The sequence below is a fragment of the Synechococcus sp. Tobar12-5m-g genome, from assembly GCF_024345415.1.
GTDB lineage: Bacteria > Cyanobacteriota > Cyanobacteriia > PCC-6307 > Cyanobiaceae > Regnicoccus.
Genome location: NZ_JAGQBB010000004.1, coordinates 56808 through 79817, shown reverse-complemented (window position 1 = coordinate 79817; position 23010 = coordinate 56808). Strand labels below are relative to the sequence as shown.

Sequence of the window (23010 nt, the reverse complement as noted above, 5' to 3'; positions counted from 1 at the left end):
TGCTTGCCCTACTTCATGCCGCCACAGGTGCTTTGAGAGCCGAGGACGCCCCGTCACCACCCCTGGAGCCGCCCGCCCCCGGAGCCGAAACCAATACCCCACCGGAGAGCGCCTGGGCCTTCTGGCGCAGTGTTCTGCTCACCCTGGCGGTGGCCCTGGGCATCCGCCATTTCCTGCTCGAAGCACGCTTCATTCCCTCAGGATCGATGCTGCCGGGATTGCAGATTCAGGACCGCCTCCTGGTGGAGAAGGTCAGCTATCGCACCCGAAGCCCGAGGCGCGGCGAGATCGTGGTGTTCAATTCCCCCTTTCATTTCGATCCCGCCCTGCGGGGGGACCATCAGGCCGGTCCGCTGCGCTGCTTGGTGGTGAACCTGCCCCTGCTGGGATCGATTCCCGGCATTCAATCCCCGGCCTGCGATGCCTACATCAAACGGGTGATTGCGATCCCTGGCGATCGGGTGGTGGTCAACCCCCGTGGTCAGGCCTGGATCAACAATCAGAAGTTGCGTGAGCCTTACGTCAGCAACCTTTGCCCCGTCGACAAGCAGGGGGTGGGGCCCTGCCGCACCCTCAACACGGTGGTTCCCCCTGGCCATGTGCTGGCCCTCGGCGATAACCGCGCCAACAGCTGGGATGGCCGCTTTTGGCCGGGAGGTCCCTTCCTTCCCCAGGACCAGATCATCGGTCGGGCCTTCTATCGGTTCTGGCCCCTCGACCGCTTCGGTTCACTCATCGACCGGGACCCGCTCAGGGTCCCCTCCCCCGCCAGAGCTCCGGCAGCAGTCCCGTTGCCAGCACCTGACCGGTGAGCGTGGCGCCGCCATAGGGCTGGTTGGCGGCCAGGGAGGCCTCCGCGTCGGCTCTGGGCTCCCAGGCCATCGCCGGATCGAACAGGATCCAACGGTCGCTGCCTGGCTGGAGCGTCTCCTCGGCCAGGCCCAGGAACCGGGCCGGTCCCCAGCAGAGGGCCTCCCAGAGGGCGGCGACGCTCCAGCCGGCTCCCACCACCAGCTCTTGCCAGAGCACCGGCAACACGAAGCGATGGCCCGCCAGACCCGGGCGGCGCTGGTCGATCGGCAGCAAGCGCTCCTCCGCATCGAGGGGTACGTGGTGCACGGCCACGGCACTGAGCAGACCCTCCGCCAACGCTGCTACCAGGGCGCGGCGATCGGCCGGGCCACCCAGGGCGGGGAGAAGCCGCCAGCCCTCGTCCACCGGATCGAGCCGGCTACTGTCGCCCACCAGGTGCCACCAGCAGACGCTGGCGGGCACCCTTCTGGGGTGGTTCCGCAACAGCTCCATCGCCGCTGCCGTGGAGAGATTGCAGAGCCTGATCTCCGAAGCCGGCAGGTCGGCCTCCAGGGCCAGGAGGCTTTGGAGGGGCAGCGTCTCGCTGAGATCTGGATCCAGCGGCCAGCCCGCCCTGAGGGCCTCCACCCCTTCACGGACGAAGCCTCCCCGGCTCAGGGAGGGGTCGCGGGGGGCGAGCAAAACCGGCCGCCCGCCCGCCTCAGCGAGCCGCAACCCCCGCTCCAGCAAGGCCAGGGGGGGCAGGTTGTCGTTCTCAGCCAGGCCGATCGCCCCCGCCGCGATCAGATCTGCATGGGGGGCCAGCTCAACCCCGTCTCCGCCCAGGCTGAAGCTGGCCCAGAGGGGTAAACGGAACGGCCCCATCGCCGGGAGCTGCAGCCGCTCGGGCCGGTCTCGCCAGCTTCGCCCCCTGGGCAGGAGTGCCACAGTGCCGTAACCCGCGGCGGTAGCGGAGCGCACCAAGCTGTCGAGGGTCTCGGCGGCGGCGCCATAGGGCTGCTCCAGCATGCTGTGGGGATCCACCAGGGCCGGTGCCAGCAACAAGCCTGCGGCCGGCTGGGGGGCCATGCCCAGGGCCTGGCCGCGAGCGAGCGCGGCCGGGCCGATCGCCGCCAGCCGCCCCTGTTCGAGCAGCACATCCTCACGGCGCAGGGGCGAAGCTGGCCCCTCCAGGATCTGGACCTGCTGGAGGAGGCGAGGCCGCATCAGAGGGCGCCGGCGGCGGTGCGATCGAGCACACCGCCGAGGTGGGCCGTGAGGTTGAGGCAGGTCACCACGGCATGGCCTGGGAGGGGAGCGACCGGAAAGTCGATCACGCTGACACCACCATTGCCCTGCTTCACCATCCAGATGTCGGCCGGCGAAAGACCGAGCAGGGCGCAGAGGATCGTCTTGTTGACCGCGTCATGGGCAACCACCAGGGCTGTTTCCGAGGTTTCCAGGCTGTTGGAAATGGTTTCGATGGTGGCGAGCGAGCGTTCCCACACCTCCTGGAGGTTCTCACCCCCGGGCATCTGGACGGTTTCGGGGAAACGCTTCCAGGCGGCGAGCAGGTCCGGCCAGCCCTGGTGGATCGCCTCCTCCAGCTCCCCCTCCCAGAGGCCATGGCCGATTTCCACCAGGCCCCGCAGGCTGGTGAGGGGGATGCCGGCGCGGCCGGCCAGGATCAGCTCTGCGGTCTGGCGCGGACGGGCCATGGCACTGGTGTAGGCCCGCTGGATCGGCTCCCCCGCCAGGCAGCGGCCGGCCGCTTCAGCCTGGGCGCGACCTTGGGCGTTGAGGGGGATGTCGATCTGGCCCTGGAAGCGGCCTTGGCGGTTCCACTCCGTTTCGCCATGGCGCACCAGCAGAAGCCGGGGCCCGGCGCCCTTCGCCGGCAGACCCTCACCCAGGTGAGCCGTGCCGTTCAAGGATTCGATCTGCACCTCCTGTTCCCCGGCGCCAGACCAACGGATGTTGAACACCGAGAGCGAGGCGTTATCGAGCCGCAGGTGCTGAAAGCGGCTGGCCGGAAGCCCTAACAGATTCAGCACCAGGCAGCGCAGGATGGCGTTGTGGGCCACCACGAGAACGGTGTCGGTGGAGTGGCGCGCGAGCAAGCGGTCGAGGAAAGTGCTGGCCTGGGCCATCAGCTCCACGATCGGCCGGTAGCGTCCCCCGCCAGCACGGCTGAGCTCCAGCTGCTCGGGCGCATGGCGCCACTGGTGATGCTGGTCGGGGAAGCGTTCCCTGACCTCGCTGCTGAGCAAGCCGCTCCAGGGTTCGAGATCCACCTCCAGCAGGTCGTCGTCCAGCTGGGCGGTCATGGAGCCCCCCTGGGCGGCCAGCAGGATCGCGGCCGTCTGGTGGGCCCGCCGGAGTGGGGAGCTGTAGGCCGCCTGGATCGGGAGGTCCTGAAGGGCGGCACCGGTGGCATGGGCCTGACGCTGCCCTTGTTCGGTGAGGCAGGAGAGATCGTCGCGGCCCTGCACCCGATGCTCGAGGTTGAAGCTGCTCAACCCATGCCTGACCAAGAGGAGCCTGAGGGGCACAAGTCGTCGAGCCGACAGCGGGGCCATCGTATTGGAGGGCTTCAGGGGAGAATCGAGCCAGCGGGAGACGGCGGTTGACAGCAGGCGGCGAACGGCAGCGCCCCGGAGGGTGGAAGGTGGCGCTGGCCCTGGTCAGCCTGGCCCTCAGCCTTCTGCTGTGGATCAACGGGCTGCTGCAAAGCCTGGATCGCCCCTCCGTCGGGAATGACCTGGTGATCCGCCAACTGGAGTTGGCGGCCCTGGCGGCACCCCGGCTGCCCAACGCGCTGCAACCCCTCCTGGTCGGGGAGCGACCGGAAACAGCCCTGCTCGAGGAAATTGACCACCAGGCTGCCCCGGACACCGAGCTGCTGCGGGCCCTGCTATTGCTGAACGGCCCTGAGCCTGGGCGGGCGAGGCCCCTGCTCGAGGCCCTGCGCGACCGGAGCGATCCCTCCTCTAGCCCCCTGATCTCGAGGTTGCTGGACGGGCCTTCCCCGCTGGGACCCGCTCGACTCGACGGGTTGGCCCTGCCCCCCGATCCCCTGCTGCGAAGGCTGAGCTGCCGCGCCCTCGGCGGCAGCCGCTCCGACTGTGCCCTGCCCCGCGAAGAGGGGCAGGCGCTGCTTCAGTTGCTCGGTGTCACCCTGCTGCCGACCCTGGCGGTGCTGGCCGGGGTGCTGTTGATCGGCCGGGAGATCTGGCTGCGTTGGCGGGGCTATGGACCGGAGTTGCCTCCGCTGCTGGGTCCTTGCCTGGGTGTGACCGATGTGATCCTGCTGGTTGCAGGAGGCTTCGTGCTCCTGGGCGAACTGATCACGCCGCTGCTGATCACACCGTTGATCACCGGGTTGCTGGCCACCCTGGCGATTGAATCGCCCCTGGCCGATGGCCTCACGGTGCTGCTTCTGTACCTCGGCCTGATGGCGGCCCCCCTGGCGATCCTGGCCCTGATGCTGCGGGGTGATCGGCCCGAGGGAGGCTGGCTGCAGTACCGCTGGCGGCCGGTGGGAAGCGCCCAGCGCAAAGCCCTGAAAGGGCTGTTGATCGCCCTGCCCCTGGTGAGCCTGGCCAGCTGGTTGCAGCAACTGGCCTGGAGCGATCCCGGTGGAAGCAATCCCCTGCTCGAACTGGTGCTGCGCAGCACGAGCCCCCTCACCTTGTTCTGCTTCGCCTTCACGGCGATCGTGCTGGCTCCGCTGTTCGAGGAAACGATCTTTCGCGGTGTGCTGCTGCCGGTCATGGTGCGCCGGGTGGGCGCTGGTTGGGGCGTGGTGGTCAGCAGCGCCGTGTTCGCCCTGGCCCACCTGAGCCTCGGTGAGCTGACGCCGCTGTTCGTGCTGGGGCTGGCCCTGGGCTGGATGCGGCTTTCCAGTGGCAGGCTCAGCGCCAGCATCTGGCTCCATGCCCTCTGGAACGGCCTCACCTTCAGCAATCTGGTTTTGCTGGGGAGCTGATCTGTGCCTTGCTGAGCCTCCAGGCGCGTGGTTCACTTGCAAAGACGCATGTTTGGATCCGGTGGTCGCTACTCCGTCACCCCAAGGTTCCGGCCGTCGGCATCCCTTCGCCCTGGTTCAGGGTTCGCTGATTCAGCGATCGATGTCGTCGCGGAGGGTGGCCCGTCAGGCGCCGGTGCTGGCGGGGTTGCACCGCATGGCCGACGGACTGTTGCTGGCCCTGGGGGGCTCGATGATCGGACTGGCCGCCCTGACGCTGCACTGGCAGGGTGCCTGGACCCATAGCTTTCAGCGACTGGAGGCCTCCCAGCTCCTCGAGCATCGCTTTCATGAGTCTTCGGCGGTGCTGGAGCAGCACCACATGGCGATGGCGAAACGCCCCGGCCAGCTCGTTCCCACCAGCATCCAGAAACTGATCTACCTGCCCGCTCCCGATTCCGTCGCGGCCAAGCCCACCCCCACCCGTGCATCGGTCCCGGGGGACGCGCGCTCGGTCCCTGTCCCCTTGATCCGCCCCGGCTACTGAGGTGGTGACACGTTCATCGCCTCGAGCCCAGCCGATTCCGATCCAGGCCAGGGGGCGCCAAACCCGTCAGAGCACAGGAGCCAAGCAGCGTCGCGTGGTCGATTTCCAGCCGGTGCCGGCCGGTCGGCTGATGCTCGTTTACCTGCTGCTGGTCGGCGGCCTGGCGGGTCTGGGGTTGCGGTTGGCCTGGTTGCAGGTCAAGGAAGGCGACAGGCTCCAGGCCCGGGCCAGGGCGATCCAGACCCAGCAGGTCAAGCCAATCGGCAAGCGTCGCGAGATCGTGGATCGGCAGGGCAAACTCGTGGCCCTGGATGAGGAGCATTTCACCCTTTGGGCCCACCCGCGCTATTTCAATTTCCCGGGGGATGACCCCACCGTCAAGCGCAGTCCCCTCGATGTGGCAGAGAAGCTCTCGGAGCTGATGGCCCTGCCTGCCGCCGATCTGACCCGCAGCATGGGGAACCGCCAGAGCGGCGTGAAACTCGCCACCGACCTGGATTCCGAGACCGCCAACCGAATCCGCAAGCTCGGCATCAGCGGGCTTGATCTCGAACCCTTCCCCCAGCGGCTTTATCCCCAGGGCCAGCTGTTCGCCAATGTGGTTGGGTTTCTCAACCAGGACCGGGTGGCCCAGGCAGGGCTGGAGCAAAGCCGCGATCATGAGATGTGGCGTCAGGAAAGCGTGCGCTCGATGCGGCGTGGCGCCGATGGCACGCCGCTGCCCGATGGGCTCCAGGCAGGCGTGCTCTACACCGATGACCTGCGGCTGCAGCTCACCCTCGACGCCCGCCTGCAGCAGGTGGCCCAGCAGGCCCTGTCGCGCCAGCTCAAGCAGTGGAAAGCCAAGCGAGGCGCGGTCCTGGTCATGGATGTGCGCAATGGGGAAATGCTGGCGTTGGCCTCGGCCCCCAGCTACGACCCGAACCAGTTCTGGAAGTATTCCCCTGCCCTGTTCCGGGAGTGGTCGGTGCAGGATCTCTACGAACCTGGCTCCACCTTCAAGCCGATCAACCTGGCCATCGCCCTCCAGGAGAAGGCCATCCAGGCCGATGGCAAGGTGAACGACCCTGGCTCCTTGACGATCGGCGGCTGGCCGATCTTCAACCACGACCGGCGCGGCAACGGCCTGATCGATTTCCCGACGGTCCTTCAGGTCTCGAGCAATGTCGGCATGGTCCAGGCGATGCGGCAGGTCAAGCCCGGCCATTTCTGGCAATGGCTGCACAAGATCGGCATCGACTCCGTTCCGGACACCGATCTGCCGGGGGCCGTGGCCGGAGAACTCAAGAGCCGCGAGCAGTTCACCAGCCAGCCGATCGAACCGGCCACTGCGGCGTTCGGGCAGGGCTTCTCGCTCACCCCTCTCAAGCTGCTGCAGCTGCACGCCATGGTCGCCAACGGCGGCCGACTGGTCAGCCCTCACATCACCCGGGGACTCCGTTCCGGCGATGGACTGGCCAGCGCCGGCGGCCCCAGCAACGGCATCCAGGTGCTTGATCCCGCCGTCACCCGCCAGGTGACGGCCTGGATGGAAACGGTGGTGCAGAAGGGGAGCGGCAAAGGGGTGAAGGTGGAGGGCTACCGGATCGGCGGCAAGACCGGCACCGCCCAGAAGGCCCTCAACGGGGTGTACATCCCCGGGGCGCGGATCTGCAGCTTCGTGGCCACTCTGCCGATCGACGACCCCCGCTACGTGGTGCTGGTGGTGGTGGATGAGCCGCAGGGGGGCAATGCCTATGGCTCGACTGTGGCCATTCCAGTGGCGAAGCAGATCATCGAGGCCCTGCTGGTGATCGAGAAGGTGCCGCCGAGCACACCGCTCGTTCGGGGATGACCACCCTTCCGATGGACTCGACGGGCCCTGGTTAGCTTGAAGGCTCATCTTGGTGCATCGCTCCATGGCCAACCTGCTCGACCAACTCGCCGGGATGACCGTGGTGGTCGCCGACACCGGCGAGCTGGAAGCGATCAAGCAGTTCACCCCCCAGGACGCAACCACCAACCCCTCCTTGATCCTGGCCGCCGCCCAGATCCCCCTCTACCAGGGATTGATCGACACCTCTTTGCGGGCCTCCCGGGACCTGATCGGAGCCGAAGCCCCCGTGGAGGCGGTGGTGCTCGAAGCGCTCGATGAGATCTGCGTCACCTTCGGCAAAGAGATCCTCAAGATCGTGCCTGGGAGGGTCTCGACCGAAGTGGACGCCCGGCTGAGCTTCGACACCGAGGCCACGATCGCCAAAGCCCGCAAACTGATTGGGCTGTATCACGATGCCGGCATCGGCAAGGACCGGGTTCTGATCAAGATCGCCTCCACCTGGGAAGGCATCAAGGCCGCCGAGCAGCTGGAACAGGAAGGGATCCACTGCAACCTCACCCTGCTGTTCAGCTTCACCCAGGCCGTGGCCTGCGCCGAGGCGAAGGTCACCCTGATCTCTCCATTCGTGGGTCGCATCCTGGATTGGTACAAGAATGACAGCGGCCGGGATCACTATCCTGGACCTGAAGATCCCGGCGTGATCTCGGTCACCCAGATCTTCAATTACTACAAGACCCACGGCTACAAGACCGAAGTCATGGGTGCCAGTTTCCGCAACATCGAAGAGATCATCGAACTGGCTGGGTGTGATCTGCTCACCATCTCCCCCAAGCTCCTTGACCAGTTGCGCCAGCAGCAGGGTGAGCTCCAGCGGCGGCTCAACCCCTTCGACCCAGGCCCGAGTGAAGCCCGCTTCTCCCTGAGTGCCGCCGATTTTCAGCAGCGCATGGCCGCCGATCGGATGGCCCATGAAAAGCTTGATGAGGGTATCCGGGGCTTCAGCAAGGCGATCGAAACCCTGGAAGCCCAGCTGGCCCACCGCCTGGGCGAGCTGGAGGGGGAGGCCGCCTTTGCCCATGCCGCCCAGGAGATCTTCCTGCTCAACGACCTCGACGGTGATGGCTGCATCACCCGGGAGGAGTGGCTGGGCAGCGATGCGGTGTTCGATGCCCTCGACACCGATCACGATGGGCGACTCATCCCCGAGGACGTGCGGGGCGGGCTGGGAGCCCCCCTGGCCCTTTCTACGGCGGCCAGCTAACTACTCCTTAACGTCCTGCCTGCAGGATGGAGAGGTTGCTTTGCTTTCGCTTCGCCCATGAATGCTCTCGACACCATGCGTGCCCTTGCCAATGAGGGGGATGTCAGCTCTTTCGGGCCTGGGGAGATCGTGTTCAGCTCGGGCGATTCAGGTGACTGCATGTACGGGGTCCTGGACGGCACCGTCCAGCTCAGCTGGAACAACGGGGCCAGCCAAGAGGTGATCAAGGCCGGTGACGTGTTTGGTGCCGGTGCCCTGGTAACGGCTGATCACCGCCGCTATGGCGAAGCCAAGGCCTTAACCCATTGCCGCATCCTGCTGATGAATCGGGAGAAGTTCCTCTTTGCCGTCCAGGAGTCGCCCATGTTCGCGGTCGAATTGCTTGGCTCGATCGATGAGCGTCTTCGGCAACTCAAGGACTGCCTCAAGGGTTGAGCACCGCCTCCAGCCTTGATGACGGCCTCAAGCCTTCAAGACCGCCTCAGCCGTTGAAGAGCAGGCGCCGAATCACCCGCTGGGCGATGTCGCCATAGCCCATCTCTCCGGAGAGGATCTGGGCAATCCGCTGCGGGGCCGTGGCCCGCTTGATACCGAGCTGGTAGCCCACCCGGGGCAAGCGGTAGAACACCTGGGCGATCCGTCGTCCCCAGGCCATCGACTGGCCCCATTCCAGCCGCATTGCCTCGCTGTATCCCGCCAGGGCGCCCGCTTCACCGCTCAGCCATCGGTCCAGGGCCTCGGCGGCCCTGCTGCCGCTCAGCAGGGCCGGGCGCAGCCCCTCGGCCAGAAAGGGATCACACAGCGAGGCGGCATCCCCCACCACCACCACCCCATCGCCGTGCAAGCGGTGGTGGCCGTCCCACACCCGCAGGGGCCAGTGGCTTCGCACGCCTGCATCGGCCGGCAGCCCAAGGCTGGGCAGCAGCTCGGCGAGCACCGCGTCGGCATCGCTCAGCTCCCGGCCCAGAAAGGTGCCAACGCCGATGCTGAAGCCACCATGGCGGGGAAAGGCCCAACAGAAGCCATGGCGCACCAGGCCGAACTCGAAGTGGGCGGTGTCCGGTTCCTGCACCGCTCCTTCCACCTCAAGGGCCAGGGCCGAGGCGTAGCGCGGCTTGGGAGAACCAAGGCCCAGCGGAACGTTGAGGCGGGAGCGGGCCCCATCGGCCACCACGACCGCTCGGGCCAGGAGAGGGGGACTGCCCTCGGTTTCCACCCGCCAATGGTCACCGCAGCGTTGGAGGGTTCGCACCGGACAGCCATCGAGCAGATCGGCGCCCGCCGCTATCGCCTGATCGGCCAGGAAGGCATCGAAGCGCTGCCGCCGCACGATCCAGAAGGGGGCTTCACCGGGCAGGTCGGCGAGCACTGGATCCTCCAGGCACCAGGTGAAGCGCACCCGGGTGATCACCTGATCGACGGCCGGCGACAGATCAAAGGGGAACAGACGCTGCACGGAGGCCGCCATCCCGCCCCCGCAAGGTTTGGCGCGGGGCATGGTCAGAGCCTCAAGCAGCCGCACCCTGTGGCCCCGGGCGGCCAGATGATAGGCAGCTGCCGCGCCGGCAACCCCAGCGCCGACGACGATCACGTCGGCATCCAGCCGGCCGGGAGCTGGGGGGCTCAAACCTTGAGAATGTCGATCTCTTTCTCGGAGAGATGCTTCTCGAGTTCAGCGATGAAGCGGTCGGTGAGCTTCTGCACCTTCTCCTGGGCATCGCGGCTCTGATCCTCGGAGAGTTCCCCCTCCTTCTCCTGCTTCTTCACCACGTCGATCGCTTCGCGGCGAATGTTGCGCAGGGACACCTTGCCCTCCTCGGCGTACCTGGAGGCCAGCTTGCAGAACTCCTTGCGGCGGTCTTCGGTGAGGGGGGGGATGTTGATGCGGATCACCTTGCCGTCGTTGTTGGGGGTCAGGCCCAGGTCGCTCATGGCGATCGCCTTTTCGATCAGGGCCATCGAGCCTCTGTCAAAAGGCTGGATCTGGATCGTCTGGGAATCGGGGGTGGAGAGGGTGGCCAAAGACCGCAGCGGGGTTTCGGCGCCGTAGTAATCGATCGAGAGCTTGTCGAGCAGGGAGGGGTTGGCGCGGCCGGTGCGGATCGTGTTGAAGGTGCGCTGGGTGGCTTCCACCGACTTGCGCATGCTGGCTTCGATGTCCATGGCAGGGGAAGGGGTGAGGTCCGGGACTAGCCGGCGGGGGTGATGCTGGTGCCGATCGCTTCGCCGGCCACCGCCTTGCCGATGTTGCCGGGGCCGAACAGATCGAACACGAGGATCGGGATGGCATTGTCCTTACAGAGGGCGATCGCGGTGCTGTCCATCACGGCCAACTCCCCGCTGAGCACATCCTGGAAGGTCAAGGTGGCGTAGCGGATCGCATCGGGGTAATGAGCCGGGTCCCTGTCGTACACCCCATCCACTTTGGTGGCCTTGAACACCACGTCGGCGTTGATCTCGGCGGCCCGCAGGGCCGCGGCGGTGTCGGTGGTGAAGAAGGGATTGCCACAGCCCGCCCCGAACACCACCACCCGGCCCTTCTCGAGGTGTCGAATGGCCCGGCGGCGGATGTAGGGCTCGGCCAGCTCCTGCATGTCAATGGCGGTCTGGACCCTGGTCGGCACGCCCACACGCTCCAGAGCGTCCTGGAGGGTGATCGCGTTCATCACCGTGGCCAGCATGCCCACATAATCCGCCGTGGCGCGCTCCATGCCGGCGGCCGATCCCTTGAGGCCCCGGAAGATGTTGCCGCCACCCACGACGATGGCCAGCTGGGTACCCCCGGCCACCACCTCCGCCACGTCGTTGGCGATGGACTTGACGATGGCCGGATCGATGCCGTAGCCCTGACCCCCCATCAGCGCCTCACCGCTGAGCTTGAGGAGGACGCGCCGGTAAGCCATCGGTCGAGCGCTCAGCTCATGCAAACGGCCGAACAGTAGCAACCGCGCGGCCTCAGTATTCGATGCCGGCCTGGGCTTTGACCCCCTGCTCACGGAAGGGATGGCGCAGCAGCCGCATCTCGGTGACCAGGTCGGCACGCTCCACCAGGGCGCTGGGTGCGCCCCGTCCGGTCAGGGCCACATGGGTGAGGGCCGGGCGGCGGTCCAGCCCTTCGAGGACCTGATCCAGCTCCAGGTAGCCCAGCTTGAGGGCCACGTTCACCTCATCGAGCACCACCAGCTTGCGGCTGGCATCGCCCAGGTAGGCGAGCGACTGCAACCAGGCCTGCTGGACCAGCTGCCGATCCCGCTCCCGGTCCTGGGTTTCCCAGGTGAACCCCTCCCCCAGGGCATGCCAGTGCAGAGCCTCGCCGAACAGCTGCAGCGCCCTGGCCTCGCCAGGCTGCCAGCCCCCCTTGATGAACTGCACCACCGCCACCCGCTCGCCGTGGCCCAGGGTGCGCAGCACCAGCCCCAGGGCTGCCGTCGTCTTGCCCTTGCCCTCGCCGGTGAACACCAGCACCAGGCCTTTTTCGAGGTTTCGCTCCCCCACCCGTTGCTGCTGCACCTCCCGGCGGCGCTCCATCCGCCTGCGGTAACCCTCCGCATCGGCCTCCGGGGCCAGAACGCCTCCTGGTCCCAGCTCAGCGGCCCGTTCATCGAGGGAAGGGGTTGCCGGTGCGCGGCTGGAGGCGGCGGGATCGCGGTCAACCATGCTGATTCTGAAAACCATTGAGGGCCTGCACTCTGGCCGACCTAGGCCGCCTGCCGCCGGGCCAGCGCCGCATCCACCGCCTGCTGCTGGTCCCGGCGGGTGATCCAGTGGTGGTAGGTGCGGGTGTGGATCGCCACCGAGTGGCCCATCATGCGAGCAGCCACGGTGTCGGGCAGGCCGATGTGGATCGTGCGCACCGCCCAGGCGTGACGAAGGTCGTAAGGGGTGATCGGCAGGCCGTAGCGGCGGAATTGCTCGGCGACTCGCCGGCCCACCTGTTGGAGGGTGGTGCGGCGCAGGTCGGTGCAGACTGGTGGAAGAGCCGCGCTGGATTCGACCAGCCTGACCAGTTCGAACTGATCGACCCACTCCGGTTGAAAGGGCCAGACCTGATGCTCGCCGGTCTTGCTGGTGGGGAGCACCCGCAGCACCCGATCACCACCCGGAGCCAGGGCCGAGAGATCGGTGAAGAACACCTCGTGATTGCGGAGTCCGTAGGTGGCCATTAATCCGTAGGCCAGCCGCCAGCGCGGGCTGGGAATGCTCTCCACCAGGGCTTGCACCTCCCCATCGGTGGGCAGGTGGCGGAACTGGGCCTGGTGAAGCCCGTAGCCTCCGGCTCGCTCCGCCCAGTCCGCCGGCAGGGTGATGCCCAGCTCGCGAGCCAGGGCCGCCAGGGCGGTGCCGCCCTGTTGGCGGCTGCGGCTGCCAGGTGGATAGCTGTCGAGCACCTCGAGGAACAGCTCGGCGTTCAACCCCTGGGGCCGACTCGCTCCAGCCGCCAGCAGGCGTCTGAAGTAGGGGAGATAGGCCCCCAGCCAGGTGGAGCGGCTTCCGGCCGGGTTGCGGCGGCGGCGGGGATCGGAGAAGAAGCTGGCCTCGAACCGCTCCAGCACATCCTCTGATGGCGGTGTGCCGACCGCTGCTGGCGCCGACTTGGCGCTCACCGCTCCCCACTCCCGCCAGTGGAAGCGCTGTTGCTGCAGCTGCTGTTGCAATCGGCGCAGCTCGCGGCGCGCCTGCCCCAGGCCCTCCTCGCTGGCGGCCAGCCCGAGACTGATCCGCTGCACTGGAAACGTGCCGCCACCTCGGCGACAGGGCAGCGGTCCACGCAGGCCAAGCCGCTGGCCTCGCCGCTCCAGCCTCAACGACACCCCGCTGGCCGCCAGCAGGGCATTCTGCCGGCGCAGTTCGGGATCGATCCATGCCGGGTCCAAACCCTTTGCCTCCAGACCTGTCGCCACGTTTTGGCCGACCCTATCGATCGGGGCCTTCAGCGGCCAGGGGACAGGTGACAGCGTTACGCTCAGCCCACAAGACGGAACAGATCGGGCATGGCCAGGGTCGGCGTATTGCTGATGAACCTCGGCGGACCCGAGCGGATCGAGGATGTTGGTCCCTTCCTGTTCAATCTCTTCTCGGATCCCGAAATCATTCGGTTGCCGATACCGGCGCTCCAGAAGCCGTTGGCCTGGCTGATCAGCACCCTGCGCAGCAGCAAGTCCCAGGAGGCCTACCGCTCGATCGGCGGTGGCTCACCGCTGCGGCGGATCACCGAACAACAGGCCCGCGAGCTGCAGAGTGAGCTGCGTCAACGCCAAGTTAACGCCACCACCTATGTGGCGATGCGCTATTGGCATCCGTTCACGGAATCCGCCGTCGCCGACATCAAGGCCGACGCCGTTGATGAAGTTGTGGTCCTGCCGCTTTATCCCCACTTCTCGATCAGCACGAGCGGTTCGAGTTTCCGGGAGCTGCAGCGGCTGCGCAAGGCCGATCCGGCCTTCAGCCGTCTGCCGATTCGCTGCATCCGCAGCTGGTACGACCATCCCGGCTATGTGAAGGCGATGGCCGAGCTGGCCGCCACCGAAATCCGCGCCTGCCGGGATCCAGCCACCGCCCACGTGTTTTTCAGTGCCCATGGGGTTCCCAAGAGCTATGTGGAGGAGGCCGGTGACCCCTACCAGCAGCACATCGAGGCCTCGGCCGCCCTGGTGATGACCGAGCTGGAGCACCAACTGGGCCACACCAACCCCCACACGCTCGCCTACCAGAGCCGGGTCGGGCCGGTGGAATGGCTCAAGCCCTACACCGACGAAGCCCTTGTGCGCCTCGGTGCCGAGGGGGTGAAGGACCTGGTGGTGATCCCGATCAGCTTCGTGAGCGAGCACATCGAAACCCTGGAGGAAATCGACATCGAATACCGGGAGATCGCCACGGAAGCCGGCATCACGATGTTCCGTCGTGTGCCCGCCCTCGACACCTATCCCACCTTCATTCGCGGCCTTGCCGACCTCGTCGAGAGCGCCCTGGCCGGACCGGAGGTCAACCTCGACCAGGCGGCCCGGTTGCCCACCAAGGTCAAGCTCTATCCCCAGGAGAAATGGGTCTGGGGCTGGAACAACAGCTCCGAGGTCTGGAATGGCAGGCTGGCCATGCTCGGATTCTCCGCGTTCCTGCTGGAACTGATCAGTGGCAAAGGTCCCTTGCATGCCCTGGGCCTTCTGTAGGGCGAACCGTCTGGTCGCCGCCGGCTACGCCCTGCTGATCTGGCCGGCCTGGCCTGACCGGGCCCTGGCCGAGCCCCGCTGGCGGCATGGGGTTTTCCCTGTGGTTCAGTTCCTGGGCTACACAAGCCACTTCGGGGGGCGGATCGGACCGGGCGGGGTTCAGGAGCACCATGGCGGCCTGGACATCGCCGCGCCGCTGGGTTCTCCGATCCGCGGCTGGTGGGGGGGCGTTGTTCAGGCGGTGGTCAACGACGGTCGCTGCGGCCTTGGCGTGGTGATCCGCTCGGGCGAGTACGACCACCTCTACTGTCACCTGGCCGGCCAGGTCAGTGGCCGCACTTACACCAGCGGGCCGCTCCGCCTGGTGGTCGGCCAGCCCGTGAGAACCGGCCAGGTGATCGGCCACGTGGGGATGAGCGGCCGCACCACGGGACCCCATCTTCACTGGGCGATCAGCTACCGGGGTCGGTGGCTCGATCCTGGCGTAATCTTGCGGGCCATGGCCATCAGTCGTTCATCGCGCCAGCTCAGACCTTAATGTTGGCTCTCTGGTTGAGTGTGTCCCCGCTGCCGTGACCCTCACATCCCTCTCTCCAGCGGCCACCACCGCCGACCATGCCGTCCCCGCACGGATGAGTGGTGCCGACGCCCTGATGGATGCCCTGCATCGCCATGGCGTCCAGCACATCTTCGGCTATCCGGGTGGCGCCATCCTGCCCATCTACGACGCCCTCCATCAGGCTGAGAACCGCGGCTGGCTCAGGCACATCCTGGTCCGCCACGAGCAGGGCGGTGCCCATGCGGCTGATGCCTATGCCCGCTCAACAGGCCGGGTCGGCGTGTGTTTCGGAACCTCCGGACCCGGTGCCACCAATCTGGTCACCGGCATTGCCACCGCCCAGATGGATTCGGTGCCGATGGTGGTGATCACCGGCCAGGTGAGCCGCGCCTCGATCGGCACCGACGCATTCCAGGAAACCGACATCTTCGGCATCACCCTGCCGATCGTGAAGCACTCCTGGGTGGTGCGTGATCCGGCGGAGATAGGCAGGATCGTGGCGGAAGCCTTTCTGCTGGCCTCCACCGGACGGCCCGGCCCGGTGCTGATCGATGTGCCCAAGGATGTGGGCCTCGAGGAGTTCCTCTACGAACCGGTCGAGCCCGGCTGTGTGATCCCTGCGGGGTATCAGCTGCCAGCTCCACCTCGCTCTCAGCAGATCCAGCGGGCCCTGGATCTGATCAGGCAGGCCAGGAGGCCCCTGCTCTACGTGGGTGGCGGCGCCGTCGGCTCCGGGGCCCATGAAGCGGTGAAGCAACTGGCCGAACGGTTTGCCCTTCCGGTCACCACCACCTTGATGGGCAAGGGATCCTTCGATGAGCGCCATCGCTTGGCGGTGGGCATGCTCGGCATGCATGGCACGGCCTATGCCAACTTCGCCGTCACCGAATGCGACCTGCTGATTGCTGCAGGTGCCCGTTTCGATGATCGCGTCACCGGCCGGATCGACAGTTTCGCTCCCCGCGCCCAGGTGATTCACATCGACATCGATGCGGCCGAGGTGGGCAAGGTTCGTGTTCCCGAGGTGCCGATCGTTGCCGATGTGCGCCAGGCCCTTGAGGCCCTGCTGGCGGCTTCAGCCGATGAACCGGCCACCAACCGCACCACAGCCTGGCTGGAGCGGATCGACAGCTGGAAGCGCCATTACCCCTTGGTGGTTCCCGAACCCAAGGGGCCGATCGCTCCCCAGGAGGTCCTCCTGGCCCTGCGCCAACTGGTCCCCGATGCCTTCATCACCACGGACGTGGGCCAGCACCAGATGTGGGCGGCCCAGTTCCTCAACAACCCACCACGCCACTGGATCAGCAGCGCTGGCCTCGGCACGATGGGCTTCGGCCTGCCAGCCGCCCTCGGTGTCCAGGTGGCACACCCCTCCGAAGCGGTGGTCTGCGTGGCGGGCGATGCCAGCATCCTGATGAACATTCAGGAGCTCGGCACCCTCTCGCAATATCAATTGCCGGTAAAGATCGTGATCATCAACAACGGCTGGCAGGGCATGGTGCGCCAATGGCAGGAAAGTTTTTATGGCGAGCGCTATTCCGCCTCCGAGATGAGCGCTGGCATGCCCGATTTCCCGGCCCTTGCCGAAGCCTTCGGAGTCCGGGGGGTGCTGATCACCGATCGCTCCAGGTTGCTGGACGATCTGGCTGCCGCCCTGGCCCATCCCGGCCCGGCTCTGATCGATGTGCGGGTCCGCCGCAACGAGAACTGTTACCCGATGGTCCCCCCCGGGGCCAGCAATGCCCAGATGGTCGGCTTGCCCAGCCATCCCGAGCTGGCGATCGATACCACCCGGCAGTGCGGGTCCTGTGGATCCACCACGGTCAGCGCCCACCTGTTCTGCCCCACCTGCGGCGCCAAGCTCTGAGCGCCATCCCCCAGCCGCGCCATCGATCCAACCCATGGTCGATGCTTCTGGCCTTCATGGTCGCTCTGCTGGTGCTTTTCGCGGCAGCTCCGAGGGCCCAAGCCGCCGAGGTCCTGCAGGTGAGGGGCGCAGACCTCTTGCAGGTCGGCGATCAGAATCGCAGCTATCCCGTTCAGCTGGGTTGCGTCGCCGTGGATGCCGCCCACTCCCTGGCCGCCACAGCGTGGCTGCGTCAGGCGTTGCCGCGGCGCACCCGCGTGAACCTCCGGCCGCTGGGCAGCACCGATGGCGTCTTGCTCGCCAGGGTGTCGATTCTCTCGACCGGGGAGGATCTCGGCTCTGGCCTGGTGAGGGAGGGCCTGGCCACCGGGCTGGATCAGTCCAGCGCCCCGGTGGGTTGCCCTCCCTTGGCTGCGACTTCCCCGCCATGGGCCTGAACCGCACGGCCAAGGGCATCGTGCTCGTCCCCAGTCTTCTGCTGGGGGGAGCCTTCCTGTCCGCAAGCGTCTGGAGCCAGGCAGAGGGGGGGGGTAACAGGACCCTGGCCGCAGCCCTGGGCGCCATTCTGCTGGCCACGGGCCTGCTCAGCCAGTTGCTGCCGGAGCCTGCCGGGCCTGTCCCTGACAAGGAGCCAGCAGTGGACGGAGAGCCACCTAACCTGCCACCGCCGAAGGCGATGGACCATGGGGAGAGGCGAGGTTGATTCCAGCACCCGTTCCGGCTCGGTCCGCCCCTGGGCTTTCCGCTGGGGGGCGATGGGTCTGGCCGCCAGCCTGATCGGTGTTCAGAGCCTGGGTGCCAGCAGCGCCATCGGCGGCCAGGTGCTCATGCTGCTTCCGGCCGATGGCCAGGTGGCCAGCGTCGGCGATGGCCTGCGGCGGGGCTATGGCCTGGCAATGGCCGAAGCCAGGGCCTGCGGGGTCATCCCACCATCGTTGGAACTGGGCTGGCTGCCGACCGGAGAGGATCCCAGGCCCTTCCTGCTGGGCCGCACGATACCCAGGCTGCTGATCGCCCCCCCAGCCGTGTCCTTGCTGCCCTATGGCCTGTTGGCACAACAACAGAACATCAGCGTTCTCTTCCCCTTGCAACGGGGGAGTTCCCTGCAGCGTTTACCGAGCCAAGCTGGGGCCGATCGGCTGTGGCCGGTGCTGCCGGCCCGCAGCCAGGAGGCGGACCGCCTGGCCCGGGCTCTGGTCGATCAGGCCCGTGGCAAGGCGATGGTGATCCATGACGGCAACGTCGAGCTGGCGGCCCTGGCAGGCCGATTTGCGGAAACCCTCAGCGGTGCTGGCGGCTGGGTGGTGGGACCCACCAACGGTCCCATAGCTGTCTCCAAGCCGAGTGAGGCGGCGATCGAGCAACTGCTCGATGACATCAGCTGGTACCAGCCAGAGGCTCTGATGGTGATGACCTCGCCTGACTCACCCCTGGCCAAGGCCGTGGCCAGGGCCGCCCTGCCGGGAAGCCTCACGCTGGTTTGGCCGTTTCCGGTCAAGAGATCGCTGCGCAATCCCCAGCTGGGTGTCGAGCCCCTCACCCGGGGGCCTGGCTGGAGCCGGTTCGAGCAGGCCTTCCAGCGCAGCCATGGGTTCAATCCAGGTCTGGTCGAGGCGGCCGGCTATGACACCGGACAACTGACGGTCCTTGCTTCCCGTGGCGCGGCAAGCAAGGACCTCTGGCAGCTCGACTGGCTCGATCCCAAGGCCAAACCCCTCGACCTCTGCGCCGCACTCCAGGCCCGCTCCCAGGGCTCCGGCCTTGCCATCAAGGGTGCCGCCAGCCGCCTCGACCTTTCCGCAGCCAATCCTCCAACCGGCGAGCTTCAGCTCACACCCGTGCAGCCCCTGCCGCTCACTCCGGCGCCTTAGCCACCAAGCAAGTGGGTTTTGCGGCCAGGCTATAGCGCACACCAGGCACCGGATCGATGAAGCGGCTGGCCCCGGGCAGGTCCGAAGGAAGGCTGGGGCGGTCCAGTGGCGGGGTCGTCAACAAGGCCGCCGCCGCTGCCGCCGTGCCCTCCTGCCACAACAGTTTGGTGAGCAGTCCCGTGTAATCCGCCTCCCCGCCTGCGGTGCTGGCCAGCACCGTCAGGGGTTCAAAACGCTCCAACAACCTCGGCAACACCTGCCGCCCCTTGACAAAAGCCCCGGCCAGGGGCAACCCCAGATCGACAACCGGTGTGATCACCGCGTCCAGCGGTTGGGCCGGCAGGTCCGGCGCCAGAAAACCGTGCGGTTCCACGTAGAGCCGCCCTTCGGCGTGCTCCAGCAGGTAGCCGTTCTCCACCTGGGGGACCGGGGCTCCGGCGGTGGCCGTGATTCGCAGGCCAGCAAAGTCATGGTGTTGCCCGGGCGTCAGTGCCGTCACGGAGGAGAATCCCAGCGCCTGCACCCGTTGAGCGGCGGCCGCTGAGCCCACCACCGGCAGGGACTTCTCCAGCAGCTCCAGACTGGCCGGATGGCTGTGGTCGGGTAATCCCTGGCTGAGCAGCAACAGGTCGAGCCGCTGGGGCACCGGCCAGGGTTGGGCCAAGCGGCCCTGAAACAACCATGGACCTGGTGGAAACTCCAGGGTGCCGGTAAGCCAGGGGTCGAGCAGCACCCGCAGAGAACCGAACTCCAGCAACCAGCCATTGGCGCCGAAGTAGGTGGCATGCAGGGCCATCAACAGGCTGAAACTCAGGCCAGACCCTAGATCGCCTGCGGTTGCAGACGTGGCAGGGATCCCTGCTGCGAAGCGGGTCGTGTCGGGGATCGGCGCACGTTCCAGATCAGCAGGGCATGGGCGCTGAAGCGAACGGCGCTCAGCACCGCCAGTCCAACGCAGAGTGGGCAGTGGGTCACACCCATGGGAACGGGGCTCTGCGAGGGGATCGGATCCACCAAGCTTGACAGTGGCCGGCAGCGGCTGGGGCCTGGCTGCTGGAATGGTGGGGAAGCGACATCCCCTCCGGCGAGCAGGCCCTGTGTTCCGGCTGAGCGAACTCAAGGTCCCCCTGGACCACTCCGCCGACGAGCTGCGGCAGGCGGTGCTGGCGCGGCTGGGCCTCCCCGCAGAGGCCCTGCTGGGGATGGAGGTGGTGAAGCGCAGCATCGATGCCCGCTGCCGCTCCGCCATCCAGTTCAGCTATAGCCTCGATCTGGAGCTCGACTGCGGCGCTCGGGTGCGGCGCCGCCTGGCCCATGACCCCCAGCTGCGACCCAGCCCCGATCGGACCTACCGGTTCGTGGGCAGGGCACCTGGGGATGGCCCCGGTTGCTCCCGACCACGCCCGATCGTGATCGGCGCAGGCCCCTGTGGTTACTTCGCCGCCTTGCTGCTGGCCCAGATGGGGTTCCGCCCCCTGCTCCTGGAGCGGGGCAAGCCGGTGAAGGAAAGGAGTGCTGACACCTTCGGCTTCTGGCGCGGTCAACGCCCCTTCGATCCGGAATCCAATGTGCAGTTCGGCGAGGGGGGTGCCGGAACCTTTTCCGACGGCAAGCTTTACAGCCAGGTCCGTGACCCTCAGCACCACGGCCGCAAGGTGCTGGAGGAATTGGTGGCCTGCGGAGCCAACCCCGACATCCTGCATCTGCATCGCCCCCACATCGGCACCTTCAAGCTGGCCACCGTCGTGCGGGGGCTCCGCGCCAGAATCGAAGCCCTCGGCGGCGAGATCCGCTTCGAGGCCAGGGTGGTGGGAATCGAGACCACAGCCCTTGAGCCCCCAGCCAGCGGCAACCAGGGCAGCCGGGACCCCTTCGTCGGCGACCGAATGGGGCACCAACGGGTGGTTGGTGTCCGCCTGGCGGATGGCACCGTGCTGGCGGCCGAGCAGGTGGTGCTGGCCGTGGGCCACAGCGCCCGTGACACCTTCGCCATGTTGCAGGCCCGCGGGGTGGCCATTGAGGCCAAGCCATTCTCGATCGGGCTGCGCATTGAGCATCCCCAGCCGCTGATCGACCGGGCCCGATGGGGCGCCTTCGCTGGCCACCCACGGCTGGGGGCGGCGGAGTACAAGCTGGTGCATCACTGCAGCAATGGCCGCAGTGTCTACAGCTTCTGCATGTGCCCTGGGGGCCTGGTGGTGGCCGCCGCTTCGGAGCCAGGCCATCTGGTCACCAACGGCATGAGCCAGCATTCCCGCAATGAACGCAATGCCAACAGCGGCATCGTGGTGGGTCTTGAGCTCAGTGACCTGGAGCCCTACGGCTGCGGAGCCAATGACCCTCTGGCCGGTGTGGCCTTCCAGCGCCACTGGGAAGCCAAGGCCTTCGCCCTGGGCGGCAGCACCTACCGGGCGCCCTGCCAACGGGTCGGGGATTTCCTGTCGGGTACCCAGGCCAGTCCAGGAAACCCCGGGAGCCATGGCGAACGGAGCAGTCCCTTACTTCAGGCGTCCTACGCCCCCGGGGTCATCGAGGCCAACCTTGAGGCCTGCCTGCCCGACTTCGCCGCGGCGGCGATCCGGGAAGCCTTGCCGGCCTTCGAACGTTCGATCCCAGGCTTCAGCATGGCCGATGCCCTGTTGACCGGGGTGGAGACCAGGACGTCATCCCCGGTGCGCATACCGCGGGGGGAGAATCTGCAGAGCATCAACACCCAGGGCCTCTATCCAGCCGGAGAAGGGGCCGGCTATGCCGGTGGAATCCTTTCAGCAGGAATCGATGGCATCAAGGTGGCGGAAGCCGTGGCCCTCACTCGTCTTCGTCTTCCGCACCCAGGGGGATCAAACGGATCTGCTTGCGACCCAACTTGATCTGAAACTCGTCACCGGGTTTGAGATCCAGCAGACTGGTGTAAGCCTTCCCCACCATCAGGTTGCCGTTGAATTGAATTTTGGTCGTGAAGCTGAGCTTGCGGCCTCCCCTTCCGACCTTTGTGCCAAGGCCGAAATCCACACCCTTGGCATTGAGCAGGGCTTCGTAGAAGGCGGTGAAGTTGAGCCGCTCGCTGCCATCCTTCTTTGATGAGACATACCCGCAAGCCCGCACGATATCGGATTTGCTGACATCTCCCATCTCCTTCACCTTGGCAAGAAGATCAGCACCTGTGAGCATGTTGACAGACTCGTTGAATTCCCATGATTGTATAAGGTCATCGCCCATCTGGCAAGTTATGGACATGATCGCGCCTTGGCGATTGATCTTCCGCTGGTCCATGCCTGGGAACGGCACGCGGCGGTTTCGTCCGGCTTCCAAGCTGGGATGATGGATGCTCAGGCCTGGGCCACGATGCCGCTCCACTGCACTGCCTTGACCTGATCACGGCGCCAGGAATGAAACAGAAGCGGTTCCGCCACGGTACAAAGCGGGCAAACGCTGATTTGTGTAGCCGACAGCCCTTCATGGTGCAACTGGCACGCGGTTGCAGCCCGGATGTCGAGCCGCACGCGCTCAGGCCGGGGATCATCGAGCAAGCCACCGGCCCTTCGCAAGGCCTCCATCGGATCCGCGCCCGCGGCTTCCCCACCGGATCGGGCCGCTTCCGCTTCGGCCCCCAGGCTGGCGCCCACCTGGATGGCCACATCCGCCTGCACCTGATAGGCCGGACCACTGATCGCGGGACCAAGGGCCACCCGAAGATCCTGGCGGCGGCTGCCCTGGCGCTCCAACTGAAGGATCGCTGCGGGAACAATGCGGCCAGCCACGCCACGCCAGCCGGCATGACAAGCCGCCACCTGCCCGGTGGCAGGATCGGCGATCAGCACCGGGGTGCAATCAGCCCCGCAGACCCAGAGGCTCTGCCCCCCCCCTCGACTGACCAGCCCGTCCGCCTCGGGCCATGGCTCACAGGTCGCCCGGTCGGCCCCGAGCACGGTGGCACTGTGGATCTGACGGGTTCGATGCACGCTCACACCGGCGCTGATCGCCGCGGCCAGTTCCTCCGGGCCGCGGCCGCCCCACTGGCGGGTGAAGAAGCCATGCTCGAAATCGGCGAGCAGATCGGCCTGCAGAACGTAGCCGCCATAGGTGCCCACCCAGGTCCAGCCGGGCAGGGTGTTGAAGGCCCGATCAGGGCGATCAAACGGCGGTTCGATGGCTTCGGCCAT

At 66.9% G+C, this 23010-nt stretch carries 24 protein-coding genes; 13 read left to right on the top strand and 11 right to left on the bottom strand.

Translation table 11 applies throughout. From position 1 onward, the window contains the following. Nucleotides 1-32 precede the first annotated feature (32 nt). Nucleotides 33-812, top strand: coding sequence for a signal peptidase I (gene lepB / locus KBY66_RS04185; protein WP_255087938.1), 780 nt, complete (start codon nucleotides 33-35; stop codon nucleotides 810-812). Here the strand turns inward: lepB and KBY66_RS04180 are convergent. Both KBY66_RS04180 and KBY66_RS04175 read right to left on the bottom strand, forming a co-directional pair. After that, a complete protein-coding gene (locus tag KBY66_RS04180; protein ID WP_255087937.1) occupies nucleotides 751-2019 on the bottom strand; it encodes a dihydroorotase in 1269 nt (422 codons plus the stop codon). The genes lepB and KBY66_RS04180 overlap by 62 nt on opposite strands. After that, complete coding sequence (locus KBY66_RS04175) at nucleotides 2019-3344, bottom strand: histidine phosphatase family protein (RefSeq protein ID WP_255087936.1); 1326 nt, start codon at nucleotides 3342-3344, stop codon at nucleotides 2019-2021. Before KBY66_RS04175 ends, KBY66_RS04180 begins: the two co-directional genes overlap by 1 nt. Before the next feature lie 74 nt (nucleotides 3345-3418). Between KBY66_RS04175 and KBY66_RS04170 the strand changes: the two genes are divergently transcribed. The 5 genes from KBY66_RS04170 (at nucleotide 3419) to KBY66_RS04150 (ending at nucleotide 8818) form a co-directional block, all read left to right on the top strand. After that, nucleotides 3419-4780, top strand: coding sequence for a CPBP family intramembrane glutamic endopeptidase (locus KBY66_RS04170; protein ID WP_255087934.1), 1362 nt, complete (start codon nucleotides 3419-3421; stop codon nucleotides 4778-4780). 142 nt (nucleotides 4781-4922) lie between these two features. Further along, nucleotides 4923-5306 carry a hypothetical protein gene (locus KBY66_RS04165; RefSeq protein WP_255087933.1) on the top strand — a complete coding sequence of 128 codons (384 nt, stop codon included), beginning with the start codon at nucleotides 4923-4925 and terminating at the stop codon, nucleotides 5304-5306. 130 nt (nucleotides 5307-5436) lie between these two features. Then, nucleotides 5437-7140, top strand: coding sequence for a peptidoglycan D,D-transpeptidase FtsI family protein (locus KBY66_RS04160; protein ID WP_255088009.1), 1704 nt, complete (start codon nucleotides 5437-5439; stop codon nucleotides 7138-7140). 64 nt (nucleotides 7141-7204) lie between these two features. After that, nucleotides 7205-8383 (top strand): transaldolase, encoded by a 1179-nt coding sequence (locus tag KBY66_RS04155; protein ID WP_255087932.1) that lies wholly within the window; start codon nucleotides 7205-7207, stop codon nucleotides 8381-8383. A 57-nt stretch (nucleotides 8384-8440) separates the two neighbouring features. Further along, nucleotides 8441-8818, top strand: a complete 378-nt coding sequence (locus KBY66_RS04150) for a Crp/Fnr family transcriptional regulator (RefSeq protein ID WP_255087931.1) — start codon at nucleotides 8441-8443, stop codon at nucleotides 8816-8818. A gap of 46 nt (nucleotides 8819-8864) precedes the next feature. Here the strand turns inward: KBY66_RS04150 and KBY66_RS04145 are convergent, their stop codons facing one another. From KBY66_RS04145 to KBY66_RS04125, 5 genes are read right to left on the bottom strand one after another with little or no spacing between them, the layout of a single operon-like run. Then, a complete protein-coding gene (locus KBY66_RS04145; RefSeq protein WP_255087930.1) occupies nucleotides 8865-10010 on the bottom strand; it encodes an NAD(P)/FAD-dependent oxidoreductase in 1146 nt (381 codons plus the stop codon). Continuing rightward, complete coding sequence (gene frr / locus KBY66_RS04140) at nucleotides 10007-10546, bottom strand: ribosome recycling factor (RefSeq protein WP_255087926.1); 540 nt, start codon at nucleotides 10544-10546, stop codon at nucleotides 10007-10009. The genes KBY66_RS04145 and frr overlap by 4 nt, the downstream gene beginning before the upstream one ends. Nucleotides 10547-10572: 26 nt before the next feature. After that, on the bottom strand, nucleotides 10573-11286 hold the full coding sequence (pyrH, locus tag KBY66_RS04135) for a UMP kinase (RefSeq protein ID WP_255087925.1): 714 nt from the start codon (nucleotides 11284-11286) through the stop codon (nucleotides 10573-10575). Nucleotides 11287-11338: 52 nt separating this feature from the next. Continuing rightward, nucleotides 11339-12040, bottom strand: a complete 702-nt coding sequence (gene cobO / locus KBY66_RS04130; protein ID WP_255087924.1) for a cob(I)yrinic acid a,c-diamide adenosyltransferase — start codon at nucleotides 12038-12040, stop codon at nucleotides 11339-11341. 41 nt (nucleotides 12041-12081) lie between these two features. Further along, a complete protein-coding gene (locus KBY66_RS04125; RefSeq protein ID WP_255087923.1) occupies nucleotides 12082-13257 on the bottom strand; it encodes a site-specific integrase in 1176 nt (391 codons plus the stop codon). A 117-nt stretch (nucleotides 13258-13374) separates the two neighbouring features. Between KBY66_RS04125 and hemH the strand changes: the two genes are divergently transcribed. Genes hemH through KBY66_RS04095 form a run of 6 tightly spaced genes read left to right on the top strand, consistent with a single transcriptional unit; the run spans nucleotide 13375 to nucleotide 18847 of the window. Next, nucleotides 13375-14550, top strand: coding sequence for a ferrochelatase (hemH, locus tag KBY66_RS04120; RefSeq protein WP_255087922.1), 1176 nt, complete (start codon nucleotides 13375-13377; stop codon nucleotides 14548-14550). Continuing rightward, on the top strand, nucleotides 14531-15088 hold the full coding sequence (locus KBY66_RS04115; protein ID WP_255087921.1) for a M23 family metallopeptidase: 558 nt from the start codon (nucleotides 14531-14533) through the stop codon (nucleotides 15086-15088). Before hemH ends, KBY66_RS04115 begins: the two co-directional genes overlap by 20 nt. A gap of 34 nt (nucleotides 15089-15122) precedes the next feature. Beyond that, the gene (gene ilvB / locus KBY66_RS04110) at nucleotides 15123-16976 is read left to right on the top strand and encodes a biosynthetic-type acetolactate synthase large subunit (RefSeq protein ID WP_255087920.1); all 1854 of its coding nucleotides are present in this window, start codon (nucleotides 15123-15125) and stop codon (nucleotides 16974-16976) included. Between the two features lie 56 nt (nucleotides 16977-17032). Then, nucleotides 17033-17413, top strand: a complete 381-nt coding sequence (locus KBY66_RS04105) for a hypothetical protein (RefSeq protein ID WP_315855476.1) — start codon at nucleotides 17033-17035, stop codon at nucleotides 17411-17413. Then, on the top strand, nucleotides 17404-17679 hold the full coding sequence (locus KBY66_RS04100) for a GIVxVP protein (protein ID WP_255087918.1): 276 nt from the start codon (nucleotides 17404-17406) through the stop codon (nucleotides 17677-17679). Before KBY66_RS04105 ends, KBY66_RS04100 begins: the two co-directional genes overlap by 10 nt. Next, complete coding sequence (locus KBY66_RS04095) at nucleotides 17660-18847, top strand: ABC transporter substrate-binding protein (protein ID WP_255087915.1); 1188 nt, start codon at nucleotides 17660-17662, stop codon at nucleotides 18845-18847. The genes KBY66_RS04100 and KBY66_RS04095 overlap by 20 nt, the downstream gene beginning before the upstream one ends. Here KBY66_RS04095 and KBY66_RS04090 read toward each other — a convergent pair. Next, nucleotides 18831-19643 (bottom strand): MBL fold metallo-hydrolase, encoded by an 813-nt coding sequence (locus tag KBY66_RS04090; protein ID WP_255087913.1) that lies wholly within the window; start codon nucleotides 19641-19643, stop codon nucleotides 18831-18833. The genes KBY66_RS04095 and KBY66_RS04090 overlap by 17 nt on opposite strands. 26 nt (nucleotides 19644-19669) lie before the next feature. Then, entirely contained in the window at nucleotides 19670-19822 is a 153-nt protein-coding gene (locus KBY66_RS04085) for a hypothetical protein (RefSeq protein ID WP_255088018.1), read from the bottom strand. 122 nt (nucleotides 19823-19944) lie between these two features. Between KBY66_RS04085 and KBY66_RS04080 the strand changes: the two genes are divergently transcribed. Further along, on the top strand, nucleotides 19945-21717 hold the full coding sequence (locus KBY66_RS04080) for an NAD(P)/FAD-dependent oxidoreductase (protein ID WP_255088008.1): 1773 nt from the start codon (nucleotides 19945-19947) through the stop codon (nucleotides 21715-21717). Here KBY66_RS04080 and KBY66_RS04075 read toward each other — a convergent pair. Together KBY66_RS04075 and pgeF are read right to left on the bottom strand one after the other, a co-directional pair. After that, a complete protein-coding gene (locus KBY66_RS04075) occupies nucleotides 21656-22018 on the bottom strand; it encodes an AbrB family transcriptional regulator (RefSeq protein ID WP_255088006.1) in 363 nt (120 codons plus the stop codon). The genes KBY66_RS04080 and KBY66_RS04075 overlap by 62 nt on opposite strands. 158 nt (nucleotides 22019-22176) lie before the next feature. Further along, complete coding sequence (pgeF, locus tag KBY66_RS04070; RefSeq protein ID WP_255087912.1) at nucleotides 22177-23010, bottom strand: peptidoglycan editing factor PgeF; 834 nt, start codon at nucleotides 23008-23010, stop codon at nucleotides 22177-22179.

Bases quoted from the DNA above. Each gene is read 5' to 3' on its own strand.
- KBY66_RS04075 (WP_255088006.1), bottom strand. From the start codon at position 22,018: ATGCTCACAGGTGCTGATCTTCTTGCCAAGGTGAAGGAGATGGGAGAT.
- hemH (WP_255087922.1), top strand. From the start codon at position 13,375: ATGGCCAGGGTCGGCGTATTGCTGATGAACCTCGGCGGACCCGAGCGG.
- KBY66_RS04100 (WP_255087918.1), top strand. From the start codon at position 17,404: ATGGGCCTGAACCGCACGGCCAAGGGCATCGTGCTCGTCCCCAGTCTT.
- KBY66_RS04165 (WP_255087933.1), top strand. From the start codon at position 4,923: ATGTCGTCGCGGAGGGTGGCCCGTCAGGCGCCGGTGCTGGCGGGGTTG.
- cobO (WP_255087924.1), bottom strand. From the start codon at position 12,040: ATGGTTGACCGCGATCCCGCCGCCTCCAGCCGCGCACCGGCAACCCCT.
- KBY66_RS04115 (WP_255087921.1), top strand. From the start codon at position 14,531: ATGCCCTGGGCCTTCTGTAGGGCGAACCGTCTGGTCGCCGCCGGCTAC.
- KBY66_RS04105 (WP_315855476.1), top strand. From the start codon at position 17,033: ATGGTCGCTCTGCTGGTGCTTTTCGCGGCAGCTCCGAGGGCCCAAGCC.
- frr (WP_255087926.1), bottom strand. From the start codon at position 10,546: ATGGACATCGAAGCCAGCATGCGCAAGTCGGTGGAAGCCACCCAGCGC.
- KBY66_RS04150 (WP_255087931.1), top strand. From the start codon at position 8,441: ATGAATGCTCTCGACACCATGCGTGCCCTTGCCAATGAGGGGGATGTC.
- KBY66_RS04180 (WP_255087937.1), bottom strand. From the start codon at position 2,019: ATGCGGCCTCGCCTCCTCCAGCAGGTCCAGATCCTGGAGGGGCCAGCT.
- KBY66_RS04095 (WP_255087915.1), top strand. From the start codon at position 17,660: ATGGGGAGAGGCGAGGTTGATTCCAGCACCCGTTCCGGCTCGGTCCGC.
- pgeF (WP_255087912.1), bottom strand. From the start codon at position 23,010: ATGGCCGAAGCCATCGAACCGCCGTTTGATCGCCCTGATCGGGCCTTC.
- KBY66_RS04160 (WP_255088009.1), top strand. From the start codon at position 5,437: ATGCTCGTTTACCTGCTGCTGGTCGGCGGCCTGGCGGGTCTGGGGTTG.
- KBY66_RS04155 (WP_255087932.1), top strand. From the start codon at position 7,205: ATGGCCAACCTGCTCGACCAACTCGCCGGGATGACCGTGGTGGTCGCC.
- pyrH (WP_255087925.1), bottom strand. From the start codon at position 11,286: ATGGCTTACCGGCGCGTCCTCCTCAAGCTCAGCGGTGAGGCGCTGATG.
- KBY66_RS04090 (WP_255087913.1), bottom strand. From the start codon at position 19,643: ATGGCCCTGCATGCCACCTACTTCGGCGCCAATGGCTGGTTGCTGGAG.